At 38.9% G+C, this 22,424-nt stretch carries 16 protein-coding genes and 1 CRISPR repeat array; of the genes, 4 read left to right on the top strand and 12 right to left on the bottom strand.

The genetic code is table 11. The annotated features are described in order from the left end of the window. Nucleotides 1-11: 11 nt before the first annotated feature. Nucleotides 12-1,610, top strand: a complete 1,599-nt coding sequence (locus NOS7107_RS24815; protein ID WP_015115692.1) for a M23 family metallopeptidase — start codon at nt 12-14, stop codon at nt 1,608-1,610. 61 nt (nt 1,611-1,671) lie between these two features. Here the strand turns inward: NOS7107_RS24815 and NOS7107_RS24810 are convergent, their stop codons facing one another. Next, nucleotides 1,672-2,352, bottom strand: coding sequence for a riboflavin synthase (locus tag NOS7107_RS24810; protein ID WP_015115691.1), 681 nt, complete (start codon nt 2,350-2,352; stop codon nt 1,672-1,674). A 337-nt stretch (nt 2,353-2,689) separates the two neighbouring features. Between NOS7107_RS24810 and NOS7107_RS24805 the strand changes: the two genes are divergently transcribed. Together NOS7107_RS24805 and NOS7107_RS24800 are read left to right on the top strand one after the other, a co-directional pair. Continuing rightward, a complete protein-coding gene (locus tag NOS7107_RS24805) occupies nt 2,690-3,187 on the top strand; it encodes a bifunctional nuclease family protein (RefSeq protein WP_015115690.1) in 498 nt (165 codons plus the stop codon). Nucleotides 3,188-3,411: 224 nt separating this feature from the next. Next, complete coding sequence (locus NOS7107_RS24800) at nt 3,412-4,542, top strand: aldo/keto reductase (protein WP_015115689.1); 1,131 nt, start codon at nt 3,412-3,414, stop codon at nt 4,540-4,542. A 343-nt stretch (nt 4,543-4,885) separates the two neighbouring features. Here NOS7107_RS24800 and NOS7107_RS24795 read toward each other — a convergent pair whose 3' ends face one another. Continuing rightward, a complete protein-coding gene (locus NOS7107_RS24795) occupies nt 4,886-5,836 on the bottom strand; it encodes a hypothetical protein (RefSeq protein ID WP_015115688.1) in 951 nt (316 codons plus the stop codon). Nucleotides 5,837-7,520: 1,684 nt separating this feature from the next. Between NOS7107_RS24795 and NOS7107_RS24790 the strand changes: the two genes are divergently transcribed. After that, nucleotides 7,521-8,717 (top strand): site-2 protease family protein, encoded by a 1,197-nt coding sequence (locus tag NOS7107_RS24790; protein WP_015115687.1) that lies wholly within the window; start codon nt 7,521-7,523, stop codon nt 8,715-8,717. A gap of 91 nt (nt 8,718-8,808) precedes the next feature. Here NOS7107_RS24790 and NOS7107_RS24785 read toward each other — a convergent pair whose 3' ends face one another. From NOS7107_RS24785 to NOS7107_RS24740, 10 genes are all read right to left on the bottom strand, one after another. Then, nucleotides 8,809-9,081, bottom strand: a complete 273-nt coding sequence (locus NOS7107_RS24785; RefSeq protein ID WP_015115686.1) for a hypothetical protein — start codon at nt 9,079-9,081, stop codon at nt 8,809-8,811. 41 nt (nt 9,082-9,122) lie between these two features. Then, on the bottom strand, nt 9,123-9,470 hold the full coding sequence (locus tag NOS7107_RS29885; RefSeq protein ID WP_367580509.1) for a DUF4870 domain-containing protein: 348 nt from the start codon (nt 9,468-9,470) through the stop codon (nt 9,123-9,125). 825 nt (nt 9,471-10,295) lie between these two features. Further along, entirely contained in the window at nt 10,296-11,063 is a 768-nt protein-coding gene (gene crtW, locus NOS7107_RS24775; RefSeq protein ID WP_015115684.1) for a beta-carotene ketolase CrtW, read from the bottom strand. 765 nt (nt 11,064-11,828) lie between these two features. After that, entirely contained in the window at nt 11,829-12,215 is a 387-nt protein-coding gene (locus NOS7107_RS24770) for a VOC family protein (RefSeq protein WP_015115683.1), read from the bottom strand. A 68-nt stretch (nt 12,216-12,283) separates the two neighbouring features. Further along, a CRISPR array of direct repeats spans nt 12,284-13,774; the repeat unit is 37 nt; unit sequence GTTTCAATCCCTGATAGGGATTAATAGAAATTGCAAC. Between the two features lie 290 nt (nt 13,775-14,064). Then, nucleotides 14,065-15,135 (bottom strand): hypothetical protein, encoded by a 1,071-nt coding sequence (locus NOS7107_RS24765; protein WP_253274481.1) that lies wholly within the window; start codon nt 15,133-15,135, stop codon nt 14,065-14,067. A 76-nt stretch (nt 15,136-15,211) separates the two neighbouring features. Next, nucleotides 15,212-16,936, bottom strand: a complete 1,725-nt coding sequence (locus NOS7107_RS27445) for a calcium-binding protein (protein ID WP_015115681.1) — start codon at nt 16,934-16,936, stop codon at nt 15,212-15,214. A gap of 35 nt (nt 16,937-16,971) precedes the next feature. Beyond that, a complete protein-coding gene (locus NOS7107_RS24755; protein WP_015115680.1) occupies nt 16,972-20,046 on the bottom strand; it encodes an S-layer family protein in 3,075 nt (1,024 codons plus the stop codon). Nucleotides 20,047-20,197: 151 nt separating this feature from the next. Then, nucleotides 20,198-20,971 carry a hypothetical protein gene (locus NOS7107_RS24750; protein ID WP_015115679.1) on the bottom strand — a complete coding sequence of 258 codons (774 nt, stop codon included), beginning with the start codon at nt 20,969-20,971 and terminating at the stop codon, nt 20,198-20,200. A 218-nt stretch (nt 20,972-21,189) separates the two neighbouring features. Beyond that, entirely contained in the window at nt 21,190-21,741 is a 552-nt protein-coding gene (locus tag NOS7107_RS24745; protein WP_015115678.1) for a hypothetical protein, read from the bottom strand. Continuing rightward, complete coding sequence (locus NOS7107_RS24740; RefSeq protein ID WP_015115677.1) at nt 21,741-22,373, bottom strand: ParA family protein; 633 nt, start codon at nt 22,371-22,373, stop codon at nt 21,741-21,743. The genes NOS7107_RS24745 and NOS7107_RS24740 overlap by 1 nt, the downstream gene beginning before the upstream one ends. Nucleotides 22,374-22,424: the final 51 nt, after the last annotated feature.

The following is a 22,424-nucleotide window of genomic DNA, read 5'->3' as shown; positions in this document are numbered from 1 at the left end:
TGAGAGAACCAATGACGCAGCGCAATACATCTGCCCATAATCCTTCCCACGGCTCGAATCAGCAAGGTATGAAGAAAAAACGTTTTGTATCTACCCTGCCAGCCCAGAGTATCTGTTTACTAAGTAGCTTCAGCCTGCTTAGTAGTGGCTTCGTATTTGCCCAAACAGAAACATCCATAGATAACATTGTTCCTGTAGAAAATTCCCAGTCAACAGGTAAAACAAATTTCATAAAAAAAGATATTGTTATCCCAGAAGCCCCCAAGAAACAAGGGGAATTTTCGCAAAGACGAGCTAACCTCAGCCAAAGACTCCGTAAACCAGAGGTTGTACAATCCAAAGAGCCTGTTAGACAGTCAAAACCTCAAACTGAAACAGCAGTTGAGCCAGTTTTTACGACTCGCCAACGCACCCCGGCAGTAACTCCACAGCTAAAACCAGTCAACGTCCGCACCGCCAAACCCAAGCCGGAAGTTGCTCAACCAAGCCCAAGTATACGAGAAGAGGTAATCAAACCAGTTGCGCCTCGCACCATCCCAGAAAAACTTCCAGAAGTTGCCCAGCCAGTTAATAACTCGAACAGCACAACTGAAGCGACAACTGGAAAAATCAAAGACTCTAACAACGCCTACATTGACCCCAACAATTACGGCAGTTCTGCTACAAATACTTATCAAGCACCTAATTCTGTAATCATCACAGAACGTTCTAGTGGTTGTCGCACAATTTTGCCATCGGGACAAGCTATATCACTGGGTTTTTGTAACCAAGCTCAACCTGGTGGTAATCAGCGTGTAGCTAACTCTGAAAGCAAACCAGCCCCCACTTGGCTCAAAAAAAGTCAAAATGCTCAGTTAGCTAGTGTTCCACCAGTACGGACTGGGATAACGGCTGGCAATAACGGCGTTGCTTATAGTGGTGAAGTCAAGACGGCTTTTCGTCCGAATCGGTTTATCCCCAATCCCAACGATTTCGGTGCGACCAGAATCAGTAGCACTCCTGTTGCACCCAGCGCTGGTGCTTTACCTGCACCCATGATTGAAGGGAATTTGGCACCTCGTGTAAGTACTGTGACTTACGATATTCCCTTAGCATCAGTTCTGCCGCAAATTCCATATACCAATACAATTGCCTATCGTGGCGGTGCTGGCATCAACTATCCTCTTTCGGTTCCAGCCACAATTACTTCGCTGTTTGGTTGGCGCATTCATCCCATAACAGGTAATCGCCGTTTCCACGCTGGTACAGATTTGGGTGCGCCGATGGGTACACCAATTCTCGCCGCAGCTAAAGGTCAGGTAGATACAGCAGGTTGGCTTGGTGGTTATGGTTTAACTGTCATTCTGACTCACAGTTCTGCCCAACAAACCCTTTATGGTCACATGTCCGAAATCTTTGTCCAACCCGGTCAAGTGGTAGAACCAGGTATGGTCATTGGACGAGTTGGTAGTACAGGCAACTCCACAGGGCCTCACCTGCACTTTGAAGTACGTCACCTCACACAAGACGGATGGGTTGCTGTTGACCCAGGTGGGCAATTACAAGCAGGTCTAAGTCAGTTGATACAAACCATGCGTACAGCCCAAGTAATTGGCGAACCAGGAAGTTAAAAGTAAAAAGGTAAAAGGCAAAAGTAAAAAGAAAAATCTTTTGCCTTTCTACTTTTACTTTTTACAAATACCCGTGTTCTGCTAAAAATGTGGGTGTAATTTCATTGAATCCTGAGTCATTGGGAGACGTTGACTGTTTTTTGTCAGGGTAAAGCAATTTTTCCACGTATTTGCCAAGAATATCCCCTTCTAAATTCACCCAACTGTCAGGGGCAAGATAGCGAAGATTAGTATCAGCGTAGGTGAGGGGGATAACAGCTACAGTGAAGTGTGAGAGTTCTGGTTCGTAGGCGGCTACCGTGAGACTAATGCCATTTACTGCTATGCTGCCTTTAGGGACAATGTACCGCGCGATCGCTTCAGGTGCAGTGAATGTCATTTCCCAAGAAGTCGCTGTCTGTTCTGCTGTGAGTAATCGACCTACACCATCCACATGACCCATCACAAAATGCCCGCCGACTTTGCCACCCACTCGCAGTGAAGCTTCTAAGTTCACATATCTTGCTTGGGTTTCCTCAAGACCTAGGGTAGTACGACGCAGCGTTTCTGGGGAAGCGGTGGCAATAAACCCGTCTTTTAAAATTTCTTCAACAGTCAAGCAAATACCATCTACAGCAACGCTGTCACCGTAAGCTAAATCCTGCATAATTACATTAGATGGCTGACTCACACAAGTAATTTGCCAAGAATCGCCCGCTAAGGGTTTGATGGTTCCTAAAGTTTGGACTAATCCTGTAAACACGGCTGTTCTGTGAAACTAACTCTATTTATTGCCTAATTTTGCCGAAAATCAACTGGTATTTCTTACAAGAATGCAAGACATTTTAAGTATAATTTCTGACTCTTTTTATTATAAGGTTGATAACACATTCACATCTTTCTCAAGGCATACTTGGTTAAGAAGGTTATTGTCTAGGTAGACTCCTTTAACATACTCTGGTGTTCACACCAAGTTCGGAGTTTAATAGAAGCAATTATAGAGAACCTGCCTATGTTTATTCTTTCTCGATACAGCCCAAAAAAAGAGTATAAATTGTCACAATGTCTCAAACTCTCTCAGGATTGTAGAGGCTTCGCCAATGATTGAAATGAAAGTCGCTGGCATAGCATTAGATGCCATAACTCGCAGCCCCATTGTATTGTTAAAAGATGCCTCAGATCGGCGTGCTTTACCAATTTATATTGGTCAAGAACAAGCTAGGGCAATTATGGGGGCGCTGGAGAATCAAAAGCCGCCCAGACCATTAACCCATGACCTAATTGTGAATATTCTAGAGACGTGGAACATGACTCTAGAAAAAGTGATTATTCATTCCTTGCAGAAGGACACATTTTATGCAGCTTTGATTGTACAGCAAGGCGAAGTCAAAAAAGAAATTGATGCTCGTCCCAGTGATGCGATCGCAGTTGCTCTCCGTACAAATACGCCAATTTGGGTAATGGAAGAAGTAGTTGCTGATGCCTCAATTCCGGTAGATCGTGATGCTGATGAAGCAGAACAAGAAGCCTTTCGTGAATTTATCTCCAATCTCCGTCCTGAAGATTTGATTAAGCGCTTCGGTAATGGCGATAGCTAAAGAAAGTGCTAATTAATGAGTGCGGAGTGCTGAGAAAGAAAGATTTCAAGAATTAAAGAAGTAAAATAATTTTTCCTTCTTTCTTTTTCGCACTTCATTCTCGTACCATTGTGAATTTTAGATTTGGGACTTGGGATTGTAAAACAGTTAGTTTATGAGCTTTTAGGCAATCCATCTGTTCTCATCATTTTTCCAATGGGTATCACTTCTAGTAACTTGAAGCAATGCAATACCGACGCTTTGGCAAAACAAATCTCCACCTCTCGGTTTTTTCTTTAGGGACAATGCGCTATTTGGCTGATGCTGAAAATGCTCAAGATACTATCGCTCAAGCCTTAGCGTTAGGAATTAATCATATCGAAACAGCCAGAGGTTACGGTAAAAGTGAGGAGTTTCTTGGCCAAGCGCTTCAGAGCGGGTTGTCTGTACCGCGTTCTCAACTGCACATCACTACTAAAGTTCCACCAACAGCCGACGCTGATAGTATGCGTCGGTACATTGATGAATCTCTGACGCGATTACATCTAGATTATTTAGATTGTTTGGGAATTCATGGTTTAAACACTTGGGAGCATTTACAGTGGGTGCAAGCCAACGGTGGCTGTATGCAGGCTGTGCAAGAAGCGGTTGGAGATGGCCGAGTACGACACGTTGGCTTTTCCACCCACGGAACTTTAGAAGTGATAAAGGCAGCAATAAACACAGATTTATTTGAATTTGTCAATCTGCATTACTACTATTTCTTTCAACGTCACGCCCCAGCAATTCAGTTAGCGGCTGAAAAAGATATGGGTGTATTTATCATTTCTCCAGCTGACAAAGGTGGAAAACTCTACACACCACCTCAAACTCTCAAAAACTTATGTCAACCCTATTCGCCTTTAGAATTAAATTATCGATTTTTACTGAATGACAACCGCATTACTACTTTGAGTGTCGGCGCAGCCAAGCCAGAAGAATTAATTGAACCTTTACAAGTTGCTGATAGAGATGGTGAATTAATATCAGCAGAAATTGCGGTTTTTCAGAGTTTAGAAAATTACCAAAAAACTGTTTTAGACACTGATAAATGTAGTCAGTGTTATGCTTGTTTACCTTGTCCTGAAAATATCAATATTCCAGAAGTGCTGCGGTTACGTAATTTAGCTGTGGCATACAATATGACAGACTACGGACAATATCGTTATGAGATGTTTGAAAATGCTGGTCATTGGTTCCCCGGAATGAAAGCTAATCGCTGCACAGAATGCGGTGATTGTTTACCGAGATGTCCAGAAGAGTTAGATATTCCAGCTTTATTAAATGATGCTCACGAAAGATTAAAAGGTCAAACTGGTAGAAGATTGTGGGGATAAATCAACGAATTTTTGATTTTTGATTTTTGATTTTAAATTAAACCTCATACTTGAAAGTAGGGGCTTGTAATCATGAGGCTTTGTATCTCGTTGTACTCTATTCGATACAATTCCATCTATTTTCTCCACAAATAAATTCCGGGTAACCTGTCACCTAATAATTTTGGCTGTTTGTATTTCTAATCTAAAATCTCAAATCCAAAATTGTCCCGGTCAGCAATTATAGTAGAGTAGATACTGTCAGATACCCGACTTTTAAAATAAGTAGGGTATCTTTTTGTTCACAAATGATTTAGGACTGCTACATACACGAAATTATTCCTGTAAAGTTAGCCCAAAATTTTCAAGACTTAACAGACAAACTCAGATTCATTGACTCTTCAACTTTACAAGTGTAATTACCCGCAGTGGCAAAAGCTTTGGCTATATGTAACACTTTTTCCTGTAAGATATCTTGCAATTCTTCACCTTCATAATCAGCAATATGCGCCATTTTTAACATATTGTAGTTAATGGTATCGTGAGGTAACTTTAGCTGCGCTAAATCTGGAGTTAAATCATACTCACCATCCTGTAATATATGGTGATCTCCAGCATGATAATGGACATCAAACCAATCTCTTGGTATTCCTCTTCCACTTGGTGAAAAAAGTATTTGAGAATCTGGAGAATCAATGACACATTCTGAAATACCTACAGCGATAAACTCAATAGCCAACATGGCAATTAAGGCATTTCGCATATCGGTTTCTTTATTAATTAAAGTATCCATTGCGATAATTGGTTCTGCTTGTTCAAGCTGTTCCATGAGTTTAGCTCCTTCTGGAGAAAGCTTACCTGTATGGGAATCAGCCATTATTCCGACAGAAGCCATTAACTTCTTCCAATAATCTAAATGACTGCCTTCTTCAAAACCATAATCTTTGGCGATACCAGAGATGCCATATTGTAGGGAAGCCAAGATTGTTTCTCGTTCTTTGCTTGTATAGTTAAAGACTAAAAGCAAATTGCGACTAGAATTTTTGTCGGAAAAACGATTCAAAAACTTTTTGACATTTTTGATCACAGTTCGAGGAAAAGTTTTGACTATTCCCCAATAAATTGCTGAATATGTTACCAGAGAAAAATAATCGCCTGCACACATCCCTTGTACTACATTAGAACCAGCCATAATTTGTTTAACTCTATGAGAGAGTTGGATTAATTCATTAGGCATCTCTGTTAGCAATCCCAACTCATCAACAAGAATTTTACCTTGTTGCAATTCTTCCAATTTAATCAAGGGTGTATTCATGATCGTTCTATTTTTACAACTGTGTGGATTCAGACTAAAGTGAACAATGATGAAGCAAATTAGGGAGTGTTTCAAAAGTTGTTGCTTGTGATTAGAAGTATTTATTGAACCCCATATTTCAAGCCAATTACTTCCCTATTTCTCAGATTTGTTTGTGAAGTAAGGGAAGTTATACAGAGTGTGTCTACAAGTTGGTACGACAAAATTCGTGTCAAGTCGGTACAGCCGTCCACAGCGATTTATCACCAACATAATGGCTTATCTTTTGCAGAAGAATTTAGGTGGTCTAATACTTTTTGTTAATCATGAGAAATCTTTTAAAACATCCTTTTTAGAGGATTTCAGAGAAGTATTAAGTATTTACCCTAACCCAAATAAATGCTTTGAATTTCATGTGCTAAGGGGTATTTAGAGGGTTATGTAAATCTTAGCTACAACTTCAAAAAGTTTTCAAACATCCTTTAAGAGTAAGGTTAATTACATCGAAACTAATAAGTAGTATAACGTAGCTTTTTTTAATGCTCAATAAATTATTGACAATAAGTGTCACACAAATTTCTCACAAATAATAAAAAATAAATTTAAATAACCTGATATAATTCCTGATTTTTTAATACACACTATCTTCAAAATATCTCCAAATAAATTAAGTATTAATACGTAAACAAAAAATAAAAACGTAGATTTGCACTAATATATTTTAATAGAAATTCTCTGTTTAGGGATTCATATTTATCTCGCAAAATTCCTTTGTAGCAAGCAAAATAAACCATGTCTAGTATCTAAATAATCGGTTTAAATAGTAGTAATATTAAAAATGAATTTTTGATTGCACTATAATCCAAGTATTTATGCGGTTCAAAATTTTAGTATAAAAATTAGATTATTTTTAAGTATATTCTTGAGGATAATTTTAAATTTTTGCTTTTATCTTTAACAAAACTATATTTATTTCCTAGCTAGATATTTATACTTTTTTAAATCTGAAATAGAAATAGTCGCTACTAGTACAGGTCGGTGTAAATAAACAGACTATCTGGAATTGCTAAAAGGCTTGTGGTATCACTATTATTTCTTTTTACTTTTGCCTCCTTCAGAGTGACGCTCCTGCGTCGCTAACGCCACTTGCTTCTCCTAATCGGAGACGCTACGCGAACAAGTCGGGAAACCCGCCCACCCTTCGGGTTTAGCAGTCCCCCATCTCCTGACGGAGACGCTACGCGAACGACGGGAACCGCCAAGATGGGGCTGCTTCACCGCAGTGGCTCACTTTTTACTTTTGCCTTGTTGTACTAGTTGCAGTAACCCAGTCTTTATGAACAAATAAATTTGGGCATTACTGAATGAAAAGATGAATTGATCTATTTGGGTACAATTTTAGGACTTATGCAAAAAACCTCTCAAACTCTAATTTCACAGTTGAAGCTTGTGGAGTCGACAAAAGAAACTGTGGAAGTTGAAGAATTGAGGTAGGGAAGCGATCGCCTATTTTTTGTAAAATATTGATTGTTGGCTATATCTGTTTTATTTAAATTGTATTTTTTAATACTTAATCTCTCAGTATAAAAAGTTGATTGATTCATTAAATTTCTTGGGTAAAAATTTTCCAACCTTGAGGAGTTGTGAAATCCTGTGAGGATGACTAGAGTGAACTGCGGGAGATATGTAGTTTTGGGACAATATAATGCAAACTAATTGGAAAATTGGGACTTTATTCGGAATCCCGTTGTTTTTAGACCCTTTGTGGTTCGTGATTTTAGGACTAGCAACCTTGAATTTTGGCGTAGCTTACCAAGAGTGGGGGTCTACCATAGCTTGGAGTGCGGGGATAGTTATGGCATTGCTGCTATTTGGTTCGGTATTATTACACGAACTCGGTCACAGTTTGGCAGCGCGATCGCAAGGCATTAAAGTTAACTCTATTACTCTATTTTTGTTTGGTGGGATTGCAGCTATTGAAGAAGAATCAAAAACTCCGGGTAAAGCCTTTCAAGTAGCCATAGCTGGGCCGTTGGTAAGTATTGGGCTGTTTTTCCTACTCAGGGTTGTAGCAATCTTCATTCCTGAGACTAATCCCCTCAGCGTGATGGTGGGAGATTTGGCGAGAATTAACTTGGTTGTTGCCTTATTTAACTTGATTCCTGGCTTACCTTTAGATGGCGGTCAAGTGTTAAAAGCAGCACTGTGGAAAGTTACAGGCGATCGCTTTCAAGCGGTACACTGGGCTGCAAAATCAGGACAAATTTTGGGTTATGCGGCGATCGCGTTAGGATTTGCGATAGATTTCTTTACAAGAGAATTAGCCCTTGGTTTGTGGATTGCGATGATCGGTTGGTTTGGGATTCGTAACGCCAACACCTACGACCGAGTGACCACATTACAAGAAACTTTGTTGAAGATAGTCGCTAGTGAGGCGATGACGCGGGACTTTCGCGTAGTTGATGCTGATCAAAGTTTACGCGCTTTTGCCGACGCATATCTATTAGATAATGCTACACCACAAGTTTATTTTGCGGCTTCTGATGGCCGTTATCGTGGTTTGGTGGCGATTGAGGATTTACGCTTGATAGAAAGAAGTGAATGGGAAACCCACACTCTACAAAGTATCGCCCATCCCTTGACAGAAATACCTACAGTTACCGAATCAACTGCGATCGCCGAAGTGATTAACAAACTAGAAAATGAACAATTACCACGCGTCACGGTGCTTTCTCCGGCTGGTGCGGTAGCTGGCGTAATTGACCGGGGTGATATTGTTAGTGCAGTAGCGCAAAAGTTAAATATTCCCTTTACCGCTGTCGAGATTAAGCGGATTAAAGAAGAAGGTAGTTATCCGCCAGGGTTGCAGTTGGAAGTAATTGCTAAGTCTACTGTTAATTAAATTTTTAACCGCTGATATACGCGGATGAACGCTGATAGTTAAGGAAGATTATCTGTGTTGATTTGTGGGTGTTGGCGGTTATTGTTGAATATCAGAATTTACTGGATTGATATAATCTGACTTTTTGCTTTGCTGCTTTCTGTCTAATACGTTTAGTTTCGGCTCCATTGGGTATGTGAGGTCTTTCACTTAATACCTGTTTCAACTCTTCGTAGGTAATCTTAATCCCAGAGCCTTGCGGAAAGTCACCATTGTTATAGATAACATAACCACCACCACGATGGAAAAACCCCTCATAACAATCATTTTTAATGCCGAGAAGTTGCTTGGTATGCAATGTTCTTAACCAATCTATTCCGTTCATAAGAATCTCACAAAATCAAATTACTATTTAATATAATATTTTCATTTTACTATGTCATTATAACGAATGAAACCTCCTTTCAGTGCCTTAAACGAGCAGAAGAAAGCTTTTAATAATTGTAATATTACTAAGAGGGGAAATATATAAATATCGAATATCATTATTACTAGTAAACCTCCTGGTGTTAATGAATTTAACATCATCAATATCAGTAATCCCATAATATGCAAAAAAAAAGTAATATATGCTAATTCTAGTTGAAAATATAGAGCTTCTTTACCATGCTGATATATAAAAGAATTAGCATATTTCTTAATTCTCCATAAAAATAATGTGACTACTACACTAATAAAGGGAAAACAACAAATGCAAGTTAATTGAATTAACATAACCATGAAAAGCATAGACCTAACTTCAGCATTACAAATTGCGTGTGGTCTCACAAGACAAATAGAGACTCCTGCTGGCAGTTGAGCAAGCTGAAGTAAGGTAGTATGCAATGTGAATTGCAGAAACAAAAAAGGTATCCAAATAAATGCGTTAAGATGGCAAATTGCAGCCCATATACGAACAGTTAATGGTAAATGTGACATTGTTGAACGGTCATACTACTAATTCCGAGTATTCCCTCAATTGACTTCAAATTTAAACTCAAATTTTGCCTATTTAGTTTTTTCTTTGCGCCTCCGGTTACTGAGCGACTTGTACCCAGCGAAGTCGAGGTAAGTCGAAGTATGCGCCTCTGCATGAGATAAGTGTTTTTTAGTGTGAGGAACACTACCTTTAGTTATTAAAAATAATATAACCCACGAAAGAGTTAGAGATTAGATGTATTTTCTAACATCAGGGAAGATAGTTGAATTTTTAAGCGGCATTTAGGGAAGCGTATGACCGAATAATTGGTTTTGGTTACTTACTCAAAGCTAGTTACAGCATCTTGCTGTTGGAAGGGCGATCGCTTCCTTATCAAAGTTCAAAAAATCAGGCAAACAACAAGAATATTTTCGGGAGCATCCACTTTTGGAAGAAACACCAGGCGATTGGAAATCGCGGCTACACAAACCAAGTCCGCGTAGCGTGCGCCTTAGCGCAGGGCTATTTGCCGAAAGTGGATACACCCATATTTTCTCAAGTATCTTTCTCTAACTTCATGTTATTAAGATGAGAATTATATCTCATGTTTGATTCGCATTTAGGCTGATGTTAACTGAGTTTTACTCCAAACCCTTGTAAACTTCTGGTAATCTCCACCAAGGAACATTAGGATATTCGTGATGTTCTTTGTGATAACCAAAATGGTAGCAGCTGATAAATGACCAAAAAATAGGTAGTGCAATACTTCTTGTTTGATGCACACTTGTATATCCTGATTCGAGCCTTCTATGAGGTAGGAATGTACCAAAATAAAATAATTGTATTGAACTACAAATAGATGGGATTACCCAAAATATAATTAGATTATTTTGAAATATATTTAAGACATATCTCAGAATAATAAACACAACTATAAATCCCAGATGTTGTGTCCAACTCCAATAAGATTTTATGAAGTTAAAATACCAAGCAAAAAAGTTTTGGTATTGATTTTCATAAAAATCTGGGTCATCTTGAGTACTAGGATAACGGTGATGTAAGCAATGCTTTTTTAATAACTCTTGATAAGAAAATAGTCCATACAATAATACAAAAATTTTGCCTATCCAATTATTCATTTTAGGATTTCCAGGGCAAACTATGCCGTGCATAGCATCATGAGCAGTAATAAATAATCCCGTATACAGAAATGTTTGCCACAGCATTGCTAAAGCTATTAATAGGATGGAAATTTCAGAAATATCTAATGACAAAAATAAAGTTATGCTTATTGTCCACAATCCTAAAATGATACAGGCAATAAAAATACCTTTGTTAGTTGTTTTTTCGGTATTTATAGCGAAATCTGCCTTTTTGGATTGTGAAGATACTAAATTAATCTGAATCATGCCTTAAACTCTTGAGTTCTAAGTTATGGGTTATCTATACAAGTAATTATTAATTGCTGGTTACTATATTAATTCATTGAGCATAAATAAAAAAATCTGAGTTAAACACATATATGATGAGTTTCACAGGTGACAATTATATTTTTGAAAAAAAAATTAAATTACCAATCTGTTTGTTTATTAGTAATTTTTTAGTTATTTAATAATAGCTATTAAACTCTCACTAAACTTTCTACCTATAGTTTCAATAGATATACTGTACCAAAGTCATATATTAGGAATATATTTTATGTATCGCCAAATATCTAAATAACTATTTAAATATAAGTTGATAAAGAGATATTGATTAATTAACTACTATATAAATGGCATTTATTAGTTTACTATATTTTCAGTATATACGGCGTGTTGCTGGTAAATTAGGTATGAGCATAAAAGCTAAAACCATGTAGAGACGTTACATATAGTATCTAGTCCGGCTAAATGCTTGTAATTACTTAGGAGTGAGCGTACTTTTCTCCTAACGGAGACGCAGCGCGAACGAGAACGCCTTACAGCAAACCTCTAGGGTACGTAGCGATAGCAAAGTGTAGACGCGTTCGACGAAGAAGTATTAGTTCTCTAAGAGTAACGGCTTCCCGCAGGGTAGTAATTGCAGAGTTCTGGCGATCGCGTCCTTCCATTGCGTTGCACTCGCGGCGGACATATCACAAGTAATTTACCGAAGATGATCATTATTTTGGTGGTGGTACAAAATAATAGTTCTTAAACCTCATAAATCTCTAAAGGCAAGTTATCTGGGTCTTGAAAAAAAGTAAATTTTCTGCCTGTAACTTCATCAATTCTAATATTTTCTGTCTCTATATTATGCAATTTTAAGTACGCAACAGTCTCTTCTATATTCTCAATACAAAAAGCTAAATGTCTTAAGCCACAAGCTTCTGGATTACTTAATCGCTTGGGAGGATTGGGAAAAGAAAATAACTCAATTTGAGTATAATTATTAATACGCAAATCTAATTTATAAGAATTTCTTTCGGCTCGAAATGTTTCTTTGATAATCGCAAAACCTAAAATATTTACATAAAACATTTTCGATTTTTCGTAGTCAGAACAAATAATCGCTATATGATGAATGCCAATGGTTTTCATAACAACGCCTAAAATTCAAATAATATTTTAACAATGATTCATCTACGAAGATGCGATCGCACGCGGTGGTTTCAATCCCTGATAGGGATTAATAGAAATTGCAACTTTCAGATGTTTTTTCTATTGACTTCTGCTGTGTGTTTCAATCCCTGATAGGGATTAATAGAAATTGCAACGAAACCTTCAAAAAACAGTTCAAGCGGTTAATTGGTTTCAATCCCTGATAGGGATTAATAGAAATTGCAACACTGATTTTTGGCAGTATCGTTAGCAAAATACTCAGTTTCAATCCCTGATAGGGATTAATAGAAATTGCAACGGCTGTTGATGTAGGTGAATTAGTCCAACTTTTCTCGTTTCAATCCCTGATAGGGATTAATAGAAATTGCAACATAGATTTAGAGTTATCTGAAATTGGCACTCTAGCTTTAGTTTCAATCCCTGATAGGGATTAATAGAAATTGCAACTTTGCGTTAAATCGTATATTTACCCAGGATCAGAATGTTTCAATCCCTGATAGGGATTAATAGAAATTGCAACAAGCTGATATCTACACTCATATAGATACTAATAAAGTTTCAATCCCTGATAGGGATTAATAGAAATTGCAACAGTTGTATGTTTTCATACACCACGCTATCCACTCGTTTCAATCCCTGATAGGGATTAATAGAAATTGCAACAGCGGTAATACCAATATTTATTACCTGAACGCTCGTTTCAATCCCTGATAGGGATTAATAGAAATTGCAACTATGATCGGCTTTATGCCAAATCCATTGCTCCAAAGGTTTCAATCCCTGATAGGGATTAATAGAAATTGCAACTATCTCAGGCGATCGCCTCAACTCATTAGCGGAAGTTTCAATCCCTGATAGGGATTAATAGAAATTGCAACTTTGCGACTTGAGTAACACGCTCACTTGAATCTGGTTTCAATCCCTGATAGGGATTAATAGAAATTGCAACGGGCGATCGCGTCTGTCGACCGTTTAAGAATTTGTGTTTCAATCCCTGATAGGGATTAATAGAAATTGCAACTACCGACTAAAACAGTGAACAGTTGTTAACTGATGTTTCAATCCCTGATAGGGATTAATAGAAATTGCAACGCAAGAGCATTCACCTGCACGGACATACACATGGTTTCAATCCCTGATAGGGATTAATAGAAATTGCAACCTCCTGAGTCTCATCATCAATAACTCTTGCTAAACGAGTTTCAATCCCTGATAGGGATTAATAGAAATTGCAACGGCTTGGTTTTCCTACCATTGCTGATTCTTATATTTTTGTTTCAATCCCTGATAGGGATTAATAGAAATTGCAACCTCCGCGTTGTTTTGTTAGTTCTGAAGGAACCCCGTTGGGTGTTTCAATCCCTGATAGGGATTAATAGAAATTGCAACAGAATCTGATGGCTAAAGTTAAATATAATTTCAGAATAAAGTTTCAATCCCTGATAGGGATTAATAGAAATTGCAACTTGTTGCCCCCTGTGGTAGTCCGCTTGGTTCATGTGTTTCAATCCCTGATAGGGATTAATAGAAATTGCAACTGCTGAAGCCAGAAAGCTAATCTGTATTTGGTTTTCAAGGTTCGATTGCGCGGATGAATTGATTTTAACATCAAAAAATTAAAATTGATTGACACCAAATACTGGAAATACAGTCTGGGCAATGAGCGCGGATACTTTTAATTTATTTTTTCTCCAAAAGCTTGCACTGAAAGGAATACAGCGATTTCCTTGCAATCCCGATTTTGTACACCTACCCATCCGCGCGTTTAGGACAGAAATTTTATGGTGTTCGGGTTATCCTATCAAAATTTCCAGAGCGAAGGCAAAAATTATCTTGATGGAATCCAGCCATTTTCAGAGCATACTCCGATTTCCCGTCTTGGGGGAATACACCAATAATTCTGTCCATCAAATACCAAGCCTTCTTTGATGGAATTTAACTCAGAAATTGGGTTCCATTCTTTATTTCCTTCTTCGTCATAATATCGATACTGTTTTCCTCTGACTTCTAGGCCTTGATCTGTTCCTCCGAGAATATAAAATCCGTCTTTAATAGGAGTAGATGATAATTCGAGCAAAGATGACTCACAAACTGTTCCTTCGCCTTTACAACCTTTTGCTATTTGTCCATTAGATAATAGGCTGTAAATTTTTCCGTCTTTGAAAAGTAATCCTAAGCCACTGCCATCTTGCAACATAATAGGATTGGAAAACTTACCATTATATTGAATTGAACTTTCAAATGTACCGTTCAGCTTAACTATGGTGGTTTCGTCAGGTGCGATCGCAATTGATTGACCAGTTCCGCTTCCACCTAGAAAATTAAACAAGCGAGTGCCGATAAATGGCGGTTTCTCTGAATCAGCAGACGGCAAAGTTTGTTGACTAATATTTGTCTGTTTCTCAATTGACCAACGCCAAACCACTCGTTCTGTATTGCTGCGGTCTGCGATCGTTGCCGAAATCGACAAAAGTTCTCCAGCTTGGTTGCTAAATTCAAATAGGCAAGCCCCTACACCTGTTCCAGAACAGTCTTTAACCTCCTTATACCCAAAATCAAATAATTCTTTCACAGAGTTATCCCGGAGATTGGGAGCATCACCCTGTAAATTGGGTCGCCAACCTTGTTGAATCACCAGTTCTCGTGCTTGTTGATATGGCATACCTTCTTTGAGAGCAGGCTTTTTGACGGGATTGTCAGAATTTTTAGGCTGGTTTGGATTTGCCGCTGTTGAGGAGTTTTTATCTCCTTTGTCTGCAACAGTTTGACCGGGAGCATTAATATTTACACTGTCGCTTTGCTGTACACTTGAATTTGCAAAACTTGTACATCCACTGGCGATCGCACCTAGCAAACTTGTCACCATAGCTCCCGCAATCATAGAGCCAGAAAATTTCATGTTTTTCAACATCAGTTATACACCGTGATAAAAACGCCAAACTTTCAATCAAAGAAATTAATAATTTATGTAGATTTCAAACTACAGTTGTAAATTGCGTGATTCCTAAAGTACCAGTTAATCCTGTCACTTCAATCAATGTATCGGTACTAGCATTAAACCCTGCCATATTATTGTTGATAGCTATAAAAGTACGGCTACCAAAAGTAAATTGAGCAGCAAAGTTAGCACCAAAATTAGAAATAGTTAATCTAGCTTGAATTCCACTTGCATCAAGACTTGTCACCGAGCCAGCATTCAAAAATCCGGCTCGTGTACTTGAAACCAGAAATAGATCATTACCTGGATTAGCGTTAAAATCTGTGATTCTATCAAATTTATTGAGGAGAGAATCAGTTAACTGGCGGTAGTCAAACCTATCTACGCCTAAACCGCCAGATAAAGTATCAATCCCAGCACCACCAACTAATCTGTCATTACCCGCACCAGCACTCAGGATATTGTTACCAGAGTTACCTGTAATAATGTTATTAGCTGCATTACCAGTACCATTAATTGCGGCTGTTCCTGTCAAAGTCAGATTTTCGATATTTGCTAAAGCCGCTAGACTGAAAGTGACACTGGACGAAACTGTATCTACACCTGCTCCTGCATTTTCGATAATGGTGTCAGTCCTAGTATCAACAATGTAAGTATCATTGCCTAAACCGCCAGATAAAGTATCAATCCCACTACCACCATTTAATCTGTCATTACCCGCACCAGCACTCAGGATATTGTTACCAGAGTTACCTGTAATAATGTTATTAGCTGCGTTACCAGTACCATTAATTGCGGCTGTTCCTGTCAAAGTCAAATTTTCGATATTTGCTAAAGCTGCGAGACTGAAAGTGACACTAGAAGAAACTGTATCTACACCTGCTCCTGCATTTTCGATAATGTTGTCAGTCCTAGTATCAACAATATAAATATCATCGCCTAAACCTCCAGATAAAGTATCAATCCCACTACCACCATTTAGTCTGTCATTGCCAGTACCACCATTGATAATGTTGTTATTGAGTGTTCCATACAGAACATAATTTGTGGCATTTCCATAGCTAGATAGAATGAAGTCTGTTGTGTTAGCTGCATAATTGCCAAAATCATTAAAATACCTAAAAATTGATGTATTGATTTCATCAAAAAGATAGGTTGTATAATAACTGAGGTCAAATTGAGTTGTCGTGAAATCTATTAAACTCTTTTGATTTAACTGTGCTAATATTTCTGCCGCAGCAATACCGCCTCGTAAATGCGCCCCGGCTAAAATACCAGATAAAGAAATAGTAGTTTGCTCTGTATATATTATTCGGTTTCCATTCACATCTCTCTCGAAGTTAGTTCGAGCAGCATTTAATCTGTAATATCTAACTGTTTTAACTCCTTGATTAGCAGAGTTAGATAAATAAGTCTCAATATTGCTTATACCTCTTGCACTTAATCCAGAATTGATATAGCCATAATTTACGAAAAATGCTTCCCGAATTGCTGTTTCTTGGGCATAAGGATTTGTCTTCCAAGACTCAAAGCTAGTTACTCCATTCTTTCGTGTCCAAGTTCCATTAAAAATTCCATCATAATCATTACCATCACTATTGTAGTAATCTAAATCTATAAATAAAACTTCTGAAAACTGGTACTTACCAACAGCATTTGTGTTTAAATTTTGTGCGCTGTACTGGAGTGGATCTCCCGATGGTCTTCCTGATTCCAATACTCCTAAAGCTTCTAAAAATTGCTCAAAATTTCCCTTCAACATCGTAAAAATCCTAATAAATTAACTCAGAAAAATATTTAGCGGTTATGGCAAGTAGGTATAGACAAAGATGTGTTAGATGTGGCTGTGGAAGTATGAGCCACTAGTTTCACTTGGCCTTGGTTATTAAATATCCAGCCAGTAGCAGGAATAAGATTTGGGATATCAACAACTTTTGGTAATTGTGTATGTGTAGCTCTATGTGGATATATTTGCGCTGTCCTATTTCTTAAGCGTGTATCTGACCAAACAACTTCACTACTTAGAGGTTCATTAGGATCAACAGGTAGTCCACCGCGCCCAGCGACTGTAAGCTGACTACCTTGAGAACTATTAACAGCAGCACAGCTTTGCTCAATTAGTTGAGAGGAATCGATGATATTTGTTGATAACACTAAAACACCACGCGCAGGATCAACATCAGGGGTATTAATATTCACTACCCCATTAATCCCAAATTCGGAACTTGCTGTAATATCACTTGTTGGAGTATTAAAAGGTCGGCTCTGAATCCCAAATAAGTTTTGTGCCGTAATATCAATTCTGCCACCACTGCCTGTAAAAGCATTAGCAGTAATGTCAGTATTTTCTGAAGGGATAGCTACAACAAAGCCATTTGGTATCTTGATTTTGATATTACCACCATCACCACCAGATGCGTTCGTACCTGCTGTAGTAGAAATTGTACTGCCACGACGTAAGAATAATAAATTAGCAATACTTAATCTGATATCACCACCATTCCCAGATAAAGTCTGGGCTGTTATTTTGCCGCCATCTAATTGGACTAAACCAGCTGTGACATCTATGTTGCCTGCCTCTGCTACATTTTCAGTACTACTCACGGAAATTTGCGACCCATTCTGAACACGTAAATTATCAGATGCCTTGATAATTACATTTCCTCCCTTGCCAGTTGCTAAAGTGGCTGCGGATATTTCTGCACCATCCAAAATACGTAATTCAGGAGTTGTAATCCTTATTGCGCCTGCATCTCCTGTACCTTGAGTTTGGCTAAACAAACCACTGGGAAATGTTTGATCTGATGAGCGTCCAATCAACTCGACTGTTTCGGTGGTATTCACCGTCAAGTTACCGCCATTACCTGCGCCCAAAGTACCTGCTGAGACTTGTGCGCCATCAAAAACCTGGAGTATGGGGGTATTAATCGTTAAGTCACCTGAATTTCCTGTGGCTTGGCTTTCAGTTTGATTAAATAAACCACTGGCAAATTGACCATCTTGAGAGCGGCCTATGAGTTGGGTTGATTCGCTGGTGTTCACAGTCAAGTTACCGCCATTACCTGTACCCAAAGTACCTAATGAAACTTGTGCGCCATCCAATATCCGTAGTACAGGAGAGGTAATTATTATATTGCCAGCATTTCCTGAGCCTTGAGTTTGATTAAATAAACCACTGGCAAATTGACCATCTTGAGAGCGGCCTATGAGTTGGGTTGATTCGCTGGTGTTCACAGTCAAGTTACCGCCATTACCTACACCCAAAGTACTTAATGAAACTTGTGCGCCATCCAATATCCGTAGTACAGGAGAGGTAATTATTATATTGCCAGCGTTTCCTGTGGCTTGGCTTTCAGCTTGATTAAATAAACCACTGGCAAATTGACCATCTTGAGAGCGACCTATGAGTTGGGTTGATTCGCTGGTGTTCACACTCAAGTTACCGCCATTACCTGCACCCAAAGTACTTACTGAAACTTGTGCGCCATCCGATATCCGCAGTATGGGAGTAGTAATAGTTAAATTACCTGTGTTTCCTAAGCCTTGAGCTTGAGTTAGTAAGCGACTATCTCTGCCTACTAATTCTACAGATTTAGTTGCATTAACTGTTAAGTTTCCACCATCACCTGCGCCTAAAGTATTTACTGTTATCTGTCCTCTATTTTGAATCAATAAATTACCAGTATGAATTGTCAAATTGCCGCTATTACCGGCATTTGCTGCGGTACTTTCTGTCTGTGTAAACAAACGGCTCCCACTACCAGTTACTTGTAATAATTCAGAAGTATGAATATTTAAATTCCCGCTTTTGCGAACACCTGTTGTTGAAGACACAACCTCTGCTCCATCTTGGAGAAGTAATCTAGGGCTGGTGATGGTTAAATCTCCAGATATAGCGGTACCTTCATTGAGAGTAAATAAGCGATTATTGCTCCCAATTAATTGCACTGATTCTGAAGCATTGACTGTCAAACCTTCACCAATACCATTGCCAAAAATCCCGACTTGAACTAAAGAACCATCAGTCAGTGAAATGTTAGCGCCTTGTAGGTGGATACTACCGCCCAGACTACCTATTGTTGTGGCAGTGGCTCGCTGCCGCAGATTAATATTCTGAAAGTCGTTTACACCTTCATAGTTAAGGGTGTAACCTATGGATGTTGATGTCAGATTCACCACACTATTACTACCAACACTTCCCAATTCAATTCGTCCATTAGGTGCTGTTAAAACACCTCCTGTTAGAGTTAAATCACCACCTACAAGAGCCAAAGTTGTATTTGTTTGCACTTGTAAACCTATCAATTGATTGAGGCTATCGGTAGTTCTGGATTGATTCTCAATTCTTCCTGGATTCGTACCAAACTGTAAACCAATAGGCTGGTTGATAGTTAATAAAGGTGTAGCATCAGGATTTGTAGCACTAAATTCTATTCCGTCAGCAAATGTCACACTACTAGCAGTACTGGCAATAAAAGAACCCCCGATATTTAATCGGGCATTCGGCCCAAAAATAATTCCTTGAGGATTAATTAGAAAGAGGTTTGCTGTGCCATTAGCGCGAATTGTGCCTTGAATGTTAGATGGTATGGAACCTGTCACCCGACTGATGATATTTTGCACTGTTGTAGCATTGTTGAAAAACGCTTCACCACCTACGGGTACAGAAAATTCACTAAAGCTATGAAATAAATTTGTGCTTTGTGTGGCTCCACCATCAATCTGAAAATTAGGACTGTTGTTAGTTACTTGAGTTCTTTGATTTAAGGGTAAGTAGACATCAGCTTTGATTTGTTGAGCTAACGTATAGGGAATACGCGTATAAGCAATAGCGGCAAACAGACTTAAGTTAATTGTCAGCTTCAGCCACATTATGTACCCCCACCTCAAAAATTGAGTTACTGTTTAGTAGCGGCTTTTGTTGCCTTAAACTTTGACAATCATACTATTTTTTGCCTGATCAAGTCACTTGCTTTTACTGTTAGTGTCAAAGTTGAGTCACCTGACTCTTACAGAAATTAAACTATTTTTTGGTTCGAGTATTCACGCAATAACGCAATTGATCGCGTGCTGCTAAACCGCTATGCCACTCAACTTTGGCAACCGATTTACCTTCTATCGATACATCAAAACTCTCAATATCTTTCATCTCGTCCAATGCCATTTCGATTGTCGGGACGGAAAATGAAATTGCGCCATAAGGCTCACCGGGTTGTGTGTAGTTGAATACTTGCACGGTTTGTGGTGGCCCACTCGATTGAGACAGCGTAGCCTTGATTTTTTGTACCTTTTTAGGGCGCGGAATATCTTTTCCCCAAAATGTTAAGAGTGCGCCTTGATAATTTCCACCAGGCCCCGACACTCTGACAAACCCGTCTTTTTTCCAGAAGAAGGCAGCACAATATTCTCCAGGTGCTGCGTTATTTTTATCCTGAAAGAAATCCCAGCCACCATTATGATATCTCTGGAATCTGGGATCTTTGGTCAGATGATCAACTTTTTCTGCCGATAATGCCACCAGTTGGAGTATACCAACCGCCTGATTTAGCCTTTCCTGCATTGGGTCATAGGGTGGTGCTGAATGTTGGAGAGGGGGTGGTGTAAAGTTTCTTTCCATTTCTTCCCGATTTATGGCTTCTCTTGCTGCACCTATATCATTCATCTGTTCCCAATGTAATCTTTGCTGTTCGCAGATATTAGGCAGATCGGAACACGCTTGCGCTGCACCACCAGTAGACAAGGCCAACGATACAGTCGCGCTGCACAATATGAAACGCATCAAATTATTTCGCGGCATTTGCTGCTCATCCTCGTACAGTATCAATTTATGCAATTATAATGCCGACTATGCTCAAAACGGGATGCAATACTTTGCAGATGCGATCGCGCCTACAAAATAACTTTCTCTTCACCAGCCAGATAGTTAGGTGTGAAACTTAATAAATCATACAAAATAGTGTTGTGGCTTCAGCTGAAGCCACAACACTAGAGATTAACTAAAAACTCGATTAAGTGTTAATCATACAACCAAGTATTAGCAGCGAAATCATCTTTAGTTTCTGCTGGCATATCGGGGAGTATGTCTGGTGAGCGGTGAGACTTTCTGTAATCCATAGGATTATAATGTTCCTTTTTCTGGGGAACAATACTGGCCTTTGGTTGTTGTAAAGCTTTATTTTCTTCGATTAACTGAGAATTAGCTTCTGCAAGTTGCAGTGCAGTTTTTTTCGTTTCTTCAAGCTCTTGTGTTAAGTGTTCTACCGATGATTGTTGTTCAGATAAAGCTAATTGTAATTGTTTAATTTGCTTTTGCAGAGCCTTTTCTGCTGCCTGATTTTTTTCTACAGTTGTTTGTAATTCTCTAATAGTAGCTTCTAAGTCTGCTTTTGTAGAAGCATTACGTTTAGTAGTTGTTGATTCAGCTATTTCTTCATCTGCATCATCTGTTTTTTCATCGGTAACTTGCACCGCCTGGACTTCAATTGCAGCTTCATCTACTGCACTATTAGGTGTTAATTTTTGTGCTTCTGCTTGAATTAAGTCAGAGAGATTTTGTTTCCTAGCCATTATTTTCTCCAATCACGCTGTAGTTCATCAGCCACTCGGCGGTAGTCTGATTCCGCCTCCCAAGCATTTTTGCCTCGCCATTGATTAATTGCGACACCCTCTAATGCGGCTCGTTCGTGGGCTTTATAGGTACGGATGAAGCCTTTACAAACAGGGATACCTAGTTTTACGAGAGTGTTTTGCGCTTCCGTAGCTTCACCAATACTCCGCGCATCGACTTTAGTTAAGAGTACACGATGGGGAACTCCTGTGGGGACGACGGCTGTTTTAACTGTTTCAATGAGAACAGCTAAATCCATTGCTGCTGGGGGTGTAGGTAGAACGATATAATCTGCGATCGCCACTACTGTTGCCAATGCTTCAGAGTGCAGCGCCGGAGGCGTATCCACTACTACTAAATCGTAACCTTTTATTTTACGTAAATTTCCTAAAAGTTGAGGATCTGTCTCTTGAGATAAATCAAATCCCATTCCTTGCTCATTGCGCCCAAACCACCAACTGGCAGAACCTTGAATATCTGCATCCACTACCAGCACTTTTCTTTGCTTGGCAAATTGTGCAGCTAAATTGATTGAGGTAGTCGTTTTGCCGACTCCTCCTTTACCGTTGAGGATAGCGACGATTTTTGGCACTGCTGGTAAATTTTGGATTTTAAATTTTAGATTTTGGATGGGAAATGACTG

It is taken from the genome of Nostoc sp. PCC 7107 (genome assembly GCF_000316625.1).
GTDB lineage: Bacteria > Cyanobacteriota > Cyanobacteriia > Cyanobacteriales > Nostocaceae > Nostoc_B.
This window is presented reverse-complemented; position numbering and strand designations above follow the sequence as displayed.